This window comes from Caballeronia sp. ATUFL_F1_KS39 (genome assembly GCF_023630985.1).
Lineage (GTDB): Bacteria > Pseudomonadota > Gammaproteobacteria > Burkholderiales > Burkholderiaceae > Caballeronia > Caballeronia zhejiangensis.
Genome location: NZ_JALQDZ010000001.1, coordinates 347,905 through 359,648, shown reverse-complemented (window position 1 = coordinate 359,648; position 11,744 = coordinate 347,905). Strand labels below are relative to the sequence as shown.

The following is an 11,744-nucleotide window of genomic DNA, read 5'->3' as shown; positions in this document are numbered from 1 at the left end:
GATGAGCCCGTGTTACTAAATAACATTTCCTTCCCGGATGCTACTTTGGTTAACATGGCACCGTCAACCTTGACGCACATCGCACTGCGCGCGGGGTTTATTTAAACGGACGATGGAGTGGCAGCACATGAAAGTTACAAACTATCAGAACGCGACGATCGACCCGTTCGGCAAGGGCCTCGGCATGGTGCCCGGCACGGGCATCCAATTGAACGACGCGTCGCGCCTGCAATGGAATCTGCTCGAAGAGGACGTGAGCCTGCCCGCCGCCGTCCTCTATTCGGATCGCATCGAACACAATCTGAAGTGGATGCAGGATTTTGTCGGCGAATACGGTGTGAAGCTCGCGCCGCACGGCAAGACGACGATGGCGCCGCAACTTTTCCGCCGTCAGCTCGACACCGGCGCGTGGGGCATTACGCTCGCGACCGCGCATCAGGTGCGCGCGGCGTATCGCGGCGGCGTGCATCGCGTCCTGATGGCGAATCAGCTCGTCGGCAAACGCAACATGGGCATGATCGCCGAATTGCTCACGGACGCGAGTTTCGAGTTCTTCTGTCTCGTCGATTCAGCCGATGGCGTCGATCAGCTCGGCGAATTTTTCAGCTCGGTGCGCAAGAAGCTGAACGTGCTGATCGAACTCGGGGTGCCGGGCGGACGCACCGGCGTGCGCGATGACGCGCAGCGCGATGCCGTGCTCGCCGCGATCGCGCGCTGGAACGGCACGATCGAACTCGCGGGCATCGAGTTGTATGAAGGCGTGCTGCAGGACGAAACCAAGGTGCGCGAGTTTCTGAAGAGCGCGGTCGATGTCACGCGCAAGCTGATCGGCGAAGGCAAGATCGCGCGCAAGCCGGCGATTCTGTCGGGAGCGGGATCGGCGTGGTACGACGTCGTCGCCGACGAGTTCGCGAAGGCCAACAGCGATGCGATCGAGGTCGTGCTGCGGCCGGGCTGCTATCTGACGCACGACGTCGGCATCTACAAGAAAGCGCAGAACGAGATTTTCGCGCGCAATCCTATCGCGAAGAAGATGGGCCAAGGTCTGAAGCCGGCGCTGCAACTATGGGCGTACGTGCAGTCGATTCCGGAACCGGACCGCGCGATCATCGGTCTGGGCAAGCGCGATTCCGCGTTCGATGCGGGCATGCCGGAGCCGGCGAAGCATTATCGTCCGGGCAACGAAGCGCCGCGTGACGTATCGCCCGACGAAGGCTGGGAGATTTTCGGCCTGATGGATCAGCACGCGTACTTGCGCATCAAGCCGGGCGACGACGTGAAAGTCGGCGACATGATCGCGTTCGATATCTCGCATCCGTGCCTGACGTTCGACAAGTGGCGTCAGATTCTGGTCGTCGACCCGAAGTATCGCGTCACCGAAGTGATCGAAACGTTCTTCTAAGCCTTTTCTTCTAGCGCGGCCGCCGATGCGGCATTCGCGGCCGCCACTTCCTGAAGGCGTCCCTCGAACATGTGCAGCGCGCTCGACAAGGCCTCGATGGCCTCGTCGGGCAGCGAAGCCATCGTGTCGTGAAGGAACGCATTGCGTCGCGGCAAACCATCTTCCGCGATGGCGCGTCCTTGCGCCGTCAGCGCGACATTCGACACGCGATTGTCGCGTGCATCGACGCTGCGCACGATCCAGCCGAGTCCTTCCAGCGTCTTTAGCTGACGCGTCAGCGCGCCTGGGTCGACTTTCAGATGCTCGACGAGCCGCTTCTGCGACAGCACGCCCGCGTGCTCGTGCAACGCGAGCAGAATGCGCCAGCGTGGCATCGGCTGGCCGACGGCCGTCTCGAACGCCGACATGAACGCGCGATATGTGCGCCCGAATTGCTGCACCACGGCGATACGGTCCTGTTCATTCATGCTCTTTCTCTATCATTCGGCGAGGATGACCGGCTCTTGCGGCCCTTTCAGTCGCACCGGCGGAACGCGGCGCGACTGCCACAACGACACCACCGCGATCACCGCCGCGAGCGCGAGACCAATGTGGATCGCGGCGACGAGCGCTTCGCGCGCGGCTTCGAGCAGCATCGCGCCGTTATGCCCCGCCGCGCTCAGTTGCGCAAGCAGCGTCTCCTGACCTTCGCGATTGATGAGGATTTGCGGATCGGAGAGATCGGCGGTCCAATGCATCGCGTGATCTTTTTCCAGCGCGAGATTCACGCCGCTCGCATAGAGATGCGCGACAAGCGTGCCGGTGAGCGCCGTGCCGATCATCCCGCCGATCATGCGCAGCGACTGCAAAAGCGCCGTCGCGATGCCCAGATGCGCGCGGCCCGCGGTCTGTTGCGCGAACACGGTGAGATTCGGCATGACGAAGCCGAGGCCGAGTCCGCCGAGCAGCATGACGACGAGCAGCAGCGAACGCGGCATGTTGTGCGTCGCGACGACGATGCCGAGACACGACACCGCGAGCAGCGCGAAACCGACGTACAGCATCAGATTGGCGTTCTTCAGGCGCGTGACGATGCGCCCGTTCACGATGCTGCCGATCGTGATGAACACGACGAGCGGCGTAATCATCATGCCCGCGTCCTTCGGCGACATGCCGAAGCCGCCCTGGAACAGCAGCGGCGCATAGAAGAGCAGCGAGAACATCGTGAAACCGCCGAGAATCGCGAGCGTGAAGAGCGCGGCGAGCGCCTTGTTGCGAAACATGTCGATGGGCAGGATCGCGTAATCGCAGCGCATTTCCCACTTCCACAGCGCGAAGCCGGCGGCGACGCTCATCGCGAGCAGCGCGACGGATTCCGCGCCGAAGCCGTGTTTCGGCAGCATTTCGACGAACAATTGCAGCGCGCCGAGCGCCACCGCGATCAGCGCGGCGCCGGGCCAGTCGAGGCGCATCTTGCCTTCATGCGCGACGTGCCGCAGATGCGGCAGGAAGCGCCACACGAAAAAGAGCGACACGATGCCCACCGGCAGATTGACGTAGAAGACCGAACGCCAGCCGTAATACTGCGTGAGGAAGCCGCCGAGCGACGGCCCGACCGCGTTCGCGATGCCGAACGCGGAACTCATCAGCACTTGCCAGCGCAGGCGCACGACGTTATCGGGGAAAAGATCGGCGATGCACGCGAACGCCGTGCCGACGAGCATCCCGCCGCCGATGCCTTGCAAGCCGCGCGCGAGCACGAGGAACATCATGCTGTTGGCGAGCCCGCAGAGCACGGAGGCGACGGTGAACACGACGATCGACGCGATCACGAACGGCTTGCGGCCGTAGTAATCGCCGAGGCGTCCGAAAATTGGCACGGTGATGACGGAAGTCAGAAGATACGACGTGGCGACCCACGCGTAGAGATCGAAGCCTTTAAGCTCCGCGACGATCGTCGGCAGCGCGGTGCCGACCACAGTCTGATCGAGCGCGACGAGCATCGTGACGAACGAAACGCCCAGCATCGCCATGAGGGATTCGCGAAAAGGCAGCACCTGCCCGCTGGAATGATGCGCGGCTGTATGAACGGCCATCTTTGTAAGCGCAATGATTGACTAGTCAACGGAAATGGAATCATAGCACGGGCGCGCACTCTAATTCTGCGTGTCAACTTACCTTTTCCCGGATAGAACCCTCGCATGGAACCGACGCCGATCATCACCTCGCCGCTTACGACCGAAGATTTCGCGGCCCTTGCCCGCGCGAAGGAATTGCTGGAAAGCCCGTCGCTGACGATGAAGCTGGCGAGTGTCGTCGGCGCGCCCATCGAAAAGCTGATGGGCCGCTTGCCGGCCGCCGCGCAGGAAAAAGTCGACGACGCGACGCAGCTCGCGCTGAAGAAATGCCTTCAGGTCGCGCTGCGCACGCTCGGCAAGAGCGCGCCCTCCGATTCGCTACTCGCGCCGCCGCCCGACAAGCCGCACAACCTGATGCACAAACTCGCCGTCGCGACGACCGGCGCGGCGGGCGGCGCATTTGGACTGTTCGCGTTGCCTGTCGAGTTGCCCGTTACGACGACGCTGATGTTCCGCTCGATCTGCGATATCGCGCGCAGCGAAGGCGAGGACGTGCATCGAGTCGAGGCGCAATTGCAATGCATGATGGTGCTCGGCATGGGCGGCACCAAAACCGACGACGACAACGCCGATCTCGGCTATTTCATCGTGCGCGGCGCGCTTGCGCAGTCGGTCTCGCGCGCGACAAACGAGATCGCCGCCAAGGGTCTGAGCAGTCACGGATCGACGGCGCTGCTCAAGTTCCTGCAGACGGTCGCATCGCGGTTTTCGGTGCAGGTCAGCGAGCAGGTCGCGGCGAAGTCGATTCCGGCGATCGGCGCGGTGCTCGGCGCGATGGTCAACACCGTGTTCATCGACCATTTCCAGCAGATGGCGCATGGGCACTTCACCGTGCGCAGGCTCGAGCGTCGATACGGCGCGTCGGCGGTCGAGCGCGCGTATCAGACGATCGAGGTCATGGGCGGGCGATGAGCATTCGTCGCCGCCGCCGTCGATTCGATGAATGCGGCGGCGTGCGCGAGCGCTTCGCGCGCCTCGGGCATGAACGGCGCCCAGATCTGGAAGATGTGCGGCACGCCGCGCCAGATTTCCATTTCGACGCGCACGCCCGCCGCGCGCGCTTTGGCTGCGACGCGGGTGGCGTCGTCGAGGAGCAATTCCGTATCGCCGGCCTGGACGAAGAGCGGCGGCAAGCCTTCGTAATCCCCGAAAACGGGCGACGCGTAAGGATTGCGCGCGTCCGCCGCGCCGAGATATTGCTCGGCCACTTTGGGAAACGCCGACGCGTGATACATCGGATCGCGGCCGTCGTTGGTTCGCATCGACTCGCCGCTGGACGTCAGATCCGTCCACGGTGAAAACAGCGCGGCTGCGGCCGGAAGCGGATCGCCTGCGTCGCGCAGCGAGAGAAGCGTCGCGAGCGCGAGGCCGCCGCCCGCGGAATCGCCCGCGATGACGATCGATTGCGCCGGCACCCCGTTTTCGAGCAACCGACGATAGGCCGCGACGCTATCGTCGAGCGCCGCTGGAAAGCGATGTTCCGGCGCAAGACGATAATCAAGCGAGAAAACGCTGGCATTCGCGCGGGTCGCCAATCCGAACGTAATCGCTCGATGACTGCGGGGCGAGCAAAAGTAATAACCGCCGCCGTGCAGATAAAGAATCGTTGCGCGCGGCGTTGTCGGCGGGATGAGCCATTCGCCGCGCAGCGGTGCATCGCCGATTGTCTCGCGAATGTCGAGCCGCCATCCTTTCGGCACGCGCGGCGACCAGAGCCGGCGCGACGCGTAGTCGCGCGCGAGTTCGACGTCGAGCGTGGGATGCGCGCTGTGCGGACGCACGCGTTTCGCTACGACCCAGCACGCGAAGGCGCTTTGCCAACTCATCGTCGCCGAGCGTCAATCGGCAGGCACCACCTGACCGCGTATCTCGCCGGTCGGGTTCTCCTGCGTGTGAATATTGAAATACCACTGACCCGCCATGAGATCGGTGACTTGCGGGTCCGTCAGCGTCGCTTGTCCTTTCATCGGGCTCGCGAGCGCTTTCTTGTCGACGGGCACTTGCACCTTCGCGTTCTGCCCGACCGGCGCGGGGCCGTGGAAATGCGCCATCGTCACCGGACCCGATAGCTCCGCATAAGTCGCGGTCCAAGTCAGCACTTTAGTGTCGGTGTCGAAAGTGGCGTCGAGGATGCCGTGGCCTTTGCTCACGCGCGGCGGAACTTCGCTCGAAGGCTGGAGGTTCGCTTTTAGCGCGACGGAGTCGGCGTGAGCGGGGCTCGCGGCGAGGGTCGCGAGCAGCAGAATGGGTATCCAGCGGACATGTGGTCGGCATGTCGAGATCATCATTGCTCTCCTGGTCGCGGTCAGTGCGCGTTTTGCTGGTAGGACCGCATCGCCATGGTAGATCAATTCAAATGCGTGACGCATTTCTCTTCGGTGAAAGCGGGCGCGCCAATGCGAAAAGGGCGCCTCGCGGCGCCCTTCTCTAGCTAGCTACAACAGCTTGGTACTGCTCTGACCGCTTTAGAAGCGGTGACGGATACCCGTCGTCAGGAGAACCTGACGGCTGCTCGAGGAAGCGTCGCCTGCGCCGCTGATAGCAGCGCGCGGGTACACGCCGTCTCCACCGCCGCTCGCGATCTGCACAACGCCTTCAGCATAGATGTCGGTGCGCTTGGACAATGCATAGTCCGTCTGCAAACCGAACTGGTGACGGCGAACGCGCCTGGACTCCTCCAGCGGATCTTCGGTCTTGGCGTACGTGAAGGTGTAAGCCGCACCAACCGACAGTGCCGGGCTAAGTGCGTAGCGGCCGTTGATTTCGTAGTTATTGGTAATCGACGAAGAATCAAGCGCGGCGTTGCTATTGTTGTCGAGGCGGATCTGCGTCCAAACCAGACCGAACGTCATAGCACCGGTCGTGAAACTACCGCCCGCACCGAACGTACGCACGCGTGCTGTGTCTTGATCGGCCGGAGTGAACAGCGTTACCGGAACCTCCGTGATCGCGCCGACGTTGTTCGAGTTGTAACCGTTCGCTTGCGTGTATGCCGCGCCGAACTTGAACGGACCATTCGCATAGCCCGCACCGAGGCTGTATGCACGGTTTGCGGCGAAGCTGCCCGCGGTGTTCGAGAAGCCGTATGCGCCAGCGAACGACAGGCCGGAATAGTTCGCACTCACGAACTTGATGGAGTTGTTAATGCGGAAAGCGTTACCGTCCAGATTGTCCAGATCGCCCGGGTGCGCGAAGTACGTGCCGCCCCACGAGCCGGTCGCGCTCAACGGGCCGAGATAGTCAGCAACAGCGTCGTTCTGACGACCGAGCGTCAGAGTACCCGCTTGCGCCATCGACAGACCGACGTAAGCCTGACGGCCGAACTGGCGACCATCGCTGGTGCCGTTCGCGATGTTGAAACCGTTTTCCAACGTGAAGACGGCTTTCATGCCACCGCCGAGGTCTTCAGCGCCGCGCAAGCCCCAACGGCTGTTCTGCAGATTGCCGCTGGTCACGCCCCACGCGCTTGCCTTTTCGTAGCCTGCGCCGAACGGAGCTTGCACGTTGTTGACGTACGTCAGGCCCGCATCGACCAGACCATACAGCGTGACGCTGCTTTGCGCGCTTGCAGCAGTTGCGAACGAACCGGCCAGAGCGGCGACGGCCGTTACGATCAGAGTCTTTTTCATGTGTATTCCTTTGAGTCTTGAGACTCGATGGGTTGCTTCAGGCCAAACGCCTGTCGAGTTCGGACTCCCGTCTTCGCTCGTCTTGTTCAGCACCGATATTCGGCACGGCAAAGTTTATTGCCCGCTATTTTTGAGAAACCGCCAAAGGAATCACAAAAACCTTTTCGAATAATTCGAAAAGTTCAATTTCGGGATGGGTTAACGCTTAGGCCGCATGGACTTACGCGTCATCCGATTAGCGCCGTGCGAACGCGCCTATGGACACGAGTTGCGTTCATGCCACAGTGGTCACATTGAGACATTCGTCTCCGATCAGAACACTCCGATTCCCCAGCTTGTCATCGCGCTCTAACATCGCGCACGCGAGGCCGCGCTTTAGCCGCCGGCATTTATCGGCATACTCGAAGCGTTCGAAATGCGCTTCTCACATCGATCGCTCAATGAATCAACTCCAGGCGATGCGCGTCTTCCTGAAAGTGGCGGAAACCGAATCGTTCGGCCGTGCCGCCAACGCGCTCGATCTATCCAACGCCGTGATAACGCGCTACGTCTCGTTGCTCGAGGCGCATCTCAACACGCGCTTGCTGAACCGCACGACGCGCAGCGTGTCGCTAACCGAGGCCGGTCGCGCCTATGCGGACGGCTGCCGTGCAGTGATCGAACAGATCGAGACGATCGAAGCGTCAGTGGGGAACAGTTCGGTCGACCCTTCGGGCACGCTCAAGCTCGTCGCGTCGGCATCATTCTCATTGCTCGGACTCACGCCAATGCTGCGCGGATTCCGCGAGCGATACCCGAACGTGAAGTTGCGCTTGACGCTGCTGCATCGTCCGGTCGATCTCGTCGCGGAGGGCTTCGACGTCGGCATCGTCGTGCCGCATCTCGTGAACAGCGGCATGCTGATCAACCGCCCGTTGGTGAGAGTCGCGGCGGTGCTCGTCGCCGCACCGGCTTATCTGGCGCAACGCCGCGCGCCCGTCGGGCCGGCATCGCTGGCGTCACATGAGTTTCTCGCGCCGTCTTCGGATATCCATGGATCGACGTGGTCCTTCATCGGACCGTCGGGAGAGACGGAAAGCGTCGAACTCGATCCGGCATACAGCGTGAACAGTTCGCACATGCTGCGGCAGGCGGCGCTTTCCGGAATGGGAATCGCGGTGCTCCCGGAGAGCTACGTGGCGCAGGATATCGAGGTGGGTTCGCTCGTGCGACTGCTGCCCGGCCATACGCTCAAGGACGCTGACAAGGAAGTGTCCATCGTCTACCCCGGACGCCGGCACGTTTCGGCCAAGACACGCGCGTTCGTCGATTTCGCGCTCGCCTATTTCCGCGATGGCGAACTCGCCGATGCGAGTCCCTGCACACCTACGGAATAAGAAAGCGCCCGGTCAGAGAATTGCGGCGCCTTGCGCGTGGATACGGTCCACGAGCTGCTCGCATCGCGCGATCAACGCAAGTCCCTCGCGACGGCGCACGTCGCGCGATTTCACATGCAGATCGCGACGAAACTCCTCCAGCGCGCCGAGCAGCGGCCGATACTGCAACACGCTCGCCGCCCCGACGACGCGATGATGCCAGTCCCGCAGATCATCGACCGTGCCGCGATCGAGCAATTGCCGAAGCGCCACGAGATCCTCGCGGAACGACGACACGAACGCATCCAGCAATGCCTTGACGGTCGCTTCGCTGCCCCATAGTTGCGCCATGGCGCTCAGATCGAGTTCGTCATCGTCGCGGGCCGGCACATCGGTTCCCTGAGCGGAATGTGTAACGGCTTCGGGCGCAGGATCATTCGTGATCCACCATCGGTTCAGATGCTCCCGCAAGGTAGCGAGCCGGGTCGGCTTCACGAGACAGTGGTCCATGCCCGCCTCACGGCACTTGCGCAATTCGTCGGGCGCCGTGCTCGCCGTGACGCCGAGGATCGGCAAGCGACGCGACGCGCCGGCTTCATCCGAACGGATGCGTCGAGCCAGTTCGTAGCCCGTCATGTTCGGCATGTGGCAATCGGTAATCAGGAATCCGTATCGGGTGTCAGCGAGGGCAGCGTATGCCTCGGCGCCGTCGTGCACGACATCGCACGCGAAACCCAGCAGGGTAAGCTGATTTCGAATCAGCTCCTGATTCACCGGATGATCTTCGGCGACGAGCACGAGCCTGCCGCTGCGCAGCGCGTCTTCCCGGTCGGGCGCCACCATCTTCGCTTCGTGCGAATGCGTGACGCCCGATACGACCTGCGGCATGCCTGTCAATGCGGCGACGCAGGCCGCGCCGAGGCCGTGCCACGAAATCGGATTGACGCTCACGCGGATGTCGTCTTCGAGAATGCGGTATCCCGTCGGCTTCGGCTTTTCGGTTACGTGGATCACACGCGAAGCGGATGGCGAAGCGTGCTTGTGCGTATCGCTCAGAAAGACGATCTCGATGTCTTCGAGCAACTCGTGTTCTGATCGCGCGAGTTCGTCGGGCGTGTAGCGCAGCAATTGCAGACCAAGCGCCTCGCCATAGTGCACGAGGGCCGCCGCGACGCGATCGTCGTCGATCGCCACGATGCCTCGCTTGCCGCGCAATCCGTCGATCTGATAATGCAAGGTCTCGACGGGCATCGTGAGACGAACGGTCATTGCCGTGCCGACGCCCAGCGCGCTTTCAAGGCTCATCGCGCCGCCCATCAGCGCGACGAGACGATTGCAGATCGTCAGGCCGAGCCCGGTGCCGCCGAAGCGCCGCGTCGTGGAGGTTTCAGCTTGCACGAACGGCTCGAAGAGGCTTCGCTGCGCGTCCGGAGCGATCCCGATGCCCGTGTCTTTCACGCACAGTTCGATCACCTGCGCCGACTCGGTGTGCTCGACCGCGCGAACGTGCAGCGCGACATCGCCCTTGATCGTGAACTTGATCGCGTTGCTCATCAGATTGAAGAGAACCTGCCTGAGCCGCACGCTGTCGCCCCTGACCGCCGCGGCCACTTCGGGCGCCACGTCGACGCGCACGCGCAGGCCCTTTTCGTGCGCTCTTGCGGCGAGCAGGCCCACCGCACTATCGACGAGTTCGCGCAAATCGATCGGCGTGGACTCGATCGTCAGCCTGCCGGCCTCGATCTTCGAATAGTCGAGGAGATCGTCCAGAATCTGCAGGAGCGCGCTCGCCGAATCCTGAATCATGCCGAGCATTTGCGACTGGTCGGGGTTCAGACGCGTATTTTCGAGCACTTCGACGAGCCCGAGCACGCCGTTCATCGGCGTACGGATTTCATGACTCATCATCGCGAGGAAGTCGTCCTTCGCGCGCGATGCGGCTTCGGCGGCGTCGCGCGCGCGGGCGAGTTCGTCGGCGCGGGCGTGCTCGACACTCGCGTCGGCCCAATAGCCGCTCCAGACCACGGCGCCGTCGTCTTCGCGGTGCGCGACGAGATCCGCGCGAATCCAGCGGTGCACGCCTTCCACCGTCGAACGAAACTCGGTGTGCAGCGGCTCGAGTGTCCGCGCCGAAGTTTCGATTTCCGCGAGAAGCCGGGCGCTGTCTTCGTCGTGGACGTGCGTCAGCGCGTGAATCGGATCGTCGGCCAGAGCGGCGACGTCCAGACCGAGCAACTGACGCGTATCGCCATCGATATAAGGAAGGCTGTACGTGCCGTCGCTCGCGCGGCGCAACTGGAACACGACCGCCGGCAGCGATCGCGTCACGTCGTGAAGACGCCGCTCGGTTTGCCGCGCGCGCGTTTCGGCGTCGCGAATATCGGTGATGTCGATCATCGTGCCGACGACGCCCGCTCGCTCCCCGTTCGACGCATTGAACGCGCCCGTCCAGAAAAGCCCGCAGCGCGAGTGATTGCTGTTGTCGGCAAATTCCGCTTCGACTTCCTGACGTTGACCCGTTTTGAGCGTCGTGCTGGTCAACTCGTGAAGCACGCGGCTGTGCGCGTCTCCCCACGCCGTGACTTCGACGCTCGTGCGTCCGAGAACGTCTCCGCGTCGAACGCCGAGCGCTTCTTCGAAGGCACGATTCACCGCGATGTAGCGATTCTGCATGTCCTTCGCGACGAGGGGATACGGCACCACCTCCATCATGGTCTGCTGGAAACTGAGTTGCGTAGCCAGACGCTGCTCGGTCTCCATGCGCCGTCCCATTTCCTGCTGCAATCGGACGAAAGCGCGCAGCGTCACGAACAAGACGGCTGCGATGCCGATGAGCGCAGGCAGCAAGCGCAACGCGGAGATATGCGTGGTCGCGGATGCCGCCTGCCTGGCGACGGCTTGCGTCTCGGCTTGCCTGAACGCCCGCTTGATCAACAGGTCGAGCGGCTGCAACTCGGAATGCATCGCGTAGTTCAAGGTTCCGGGCGGGCTCGGTGCGACGATCATTTCGATTTCGCCGCGTTGAAACGCCGATGCGGCCGTGGGCCAGTCGTTGAATCGCTTCGGCTCGAACGTGACGCCGAGGGACTGTTCGATTTTGGCGAGCGCGACTTCCGGCGGCTGAAGCGGCTGATCCGGACGACCGCGTGACGCTTCTATCAAGCCGACGGCGATCGGATTCAGCGTGCGCAAATAACCGCGCTCGGGCTCATCGAGTTGGACGCTGGCCGTTGCGTCGTTT

General features: G+C 62.7%; 9 protein-coding genes. 3 read left to right on the top strand and 6 right to left on the bottom strand.

The features are described 5' to 3' along the window. The first annotated feature begins 127 nt into the window (after positions 1-127). Positions 128-1,402, top strand: coding sequence for an amino acid deaminase (locus NCR93_RS01795; protein WP_008351648.1), 1,275 nt, complete (start codon positions 128-130; stop codon positions 1,400-1,402). On the opposite strand, the gene NCR93_RS01790 is transcribed toward NCR93_RS01795, so the two are convergent. Both NCR93_RS01790 and NCR93_RS01785 read right to left on the bottom strand, forming a co-directional pair. Next, the gene (locus tag NCR93_RS01790; protein WP_008351651.1) at positions 1,399-1,869 is read right to left on the bottom strand and encodes a MarR family winged helix-turn-helix transcriptional regulator; all 471 of its coding nucleotides are present in this window, start codon (positions 1,867-1,869) and stop codon (positions 1,399-1,401) included. The genes NCR93_RS01795 and NCR93_RS01790 overlap by 4 nt on opposite strands. Positions 1,870-1,881: 12 nt before the next feature. Further along, on the bottom strand, positions 1,882-3,477 hold the full coding sequence (locus NCR93_RS01785) for an MFS transporter (protein WP_250519292.1): 1,596 nt from the start codon (positions 3,475-3,477) through the stop codon (positions 1,882-1,884). A gap of 105 nt (positions 3,478-3,582) precedes the next feature. Here NCR93_RS01785 and NCR93_RS01780 point away from each other — a divergent pair, with 105 nt between their 5' ends. After that, positions 3,583-4,431 carry an EcsC family protein gene (locus tag NCR93_RS01780; protein WP_008351653.1) on the top strand — a complete coding sequence of 283 codons (849 nt, stop codon included), beginning with the start codon at positions 3,583-3,585 and terminating at the stop codon, positions 4,429-4,431. Here NCR93_RS01780 and NCR93_RS01775 read toward each other — a convergent pair. The 3 genes from NCR93_RS01775 to NCR93_RS01765 form a co-directional block, all read right to left on the bottom strand. Further along, complete coding sequence (locus NCR93_RS01775) at positions 4,401-5,345, bottom strand: alpha/beta hydrolase (RefSeq protein WP_250519291.1); 945 nt, start codon at positions 5,343-5,345, stop codon at positions 4,401-4,403. The genes NCR93_RS01780 and NCR93_RS01775 overlap by 31 nt on opposite strands. 12 nt (positions 5,346-5,357) lie before the next feature. Next, entirely contained in the window at positions 5,358-5,804 is a 447-nt protein-coding gene (locus NCR93_RS01770) for a CHRD domain-containing protein (protein WP_008351655.1), read from the bottom strand. A gap of 180 nt (positions 5,805-5,984) precedes the next feature. After that, complete coding sequence (locus NCR93_RS01765; protein ID WP_175979781.1) at positions 5,985-7,148, bottom strand: porin; 1,164 nt, start codon at positions 7,146-7,148, stop codon at positions 5,985-5,987. Positions 7,149-7,588: 440 nt separating this feature from the next. Here NCR93_RS01765 and NCR93_RS01760 point away from each other — a divergent pair, with 440 nt between their 5' ends. After that, the gene (locus NCR93_RS01760) at positions 7,589-8,524 is read left to right on the top strand and encodes a LysR family transcriptional regulator (RefSeq protein ID WP_008351657.1); all 936 of its coding nucleotides are present in this window, start codon (positions 7,589-7,591) and stop codon (positions 8,522-8,524) included. Positions 8,525-8,536: 12 nt separating this feature from the next. On the opposite strand, the gene NCR93_RS01755 is transcribed toward NCR93_RS01760, so the two are convergent. Beyond that, positions 8,537-11,695, bottom strand: a complete 3,159-nt coding sequence (locus tag NCR93_RS01755) for an ATP-binding protein (protein ID WP_250532143.1) — start codon at positions 11,693-11,695, stop codon at positions 8,537-8,539. Positions 11,696-11,744 lie beyond the last annotated feature (49 nt).

What these genes read in the sequence shown, in the direction of transcription:
- NCR93_RS01795 (WP_008351648.1), top strand. Translation starts at nt 128, where the DNA reads ATGAAAGTTACAAACTATCAGAACGCGACGATCGACCCGTTCGGCAAG.
- NCR93_RS01760 (WP_008351657.1), top strand. Translation starts at nt 7,589, where the DNA reads ATGAATCAACTCCAGGCGATGCGCGTCTTCCTGAAAGTGGCGGAAACC.
- NCR93_RS01770 (WP_008351655.1), bottom strand. Translation starts at nt 5,804, where the DNA reads ATGATCTCGACATGCCGACCACATGTCCGCTGGATACCCATTCTGCTG.
- NCR93_RS01785 (WP_250519292.1), bottom strand. Translation starts at nt 3,477, where the DNA reads ATGGCCGTTCATACAGCCGCGCATCATTCCAGCGGGCAGGTGCTGCCT.
- NCR93_RS01790 (WP_008351651.1), bottom strand. Translation starts at nt 1,869, where the DNA reads ATGAATGAACAGGACCGTATCGCCGTGGTGCAGCAATTCGGGCGCACA.
- NCR93_RS01780 (WP_008351653.1), top strand. Translation starts at nt 3,583, where the DNA reads ATGGAACCGACGCCGATCATCACCTCGCCGCTTACGACCGAAGATTTC.
- NCR93_RS01775 (WP_250519291.1), bottom strand. Translation starts at nt 5,345, where the DNA reads ATGAGTTGGCAAAGCGCCTTCGCGTGCTGGGTCGTAGCGAAACGCGTG.
- NCR93_RS01765 (WP_175979781.1), bottom strand. Translation starts at nt 7,148, where the DNA reads ATGAAAAAGACTCTGATCGTAACGGCCGTCGCCGCTCTGGCCGGTTCG.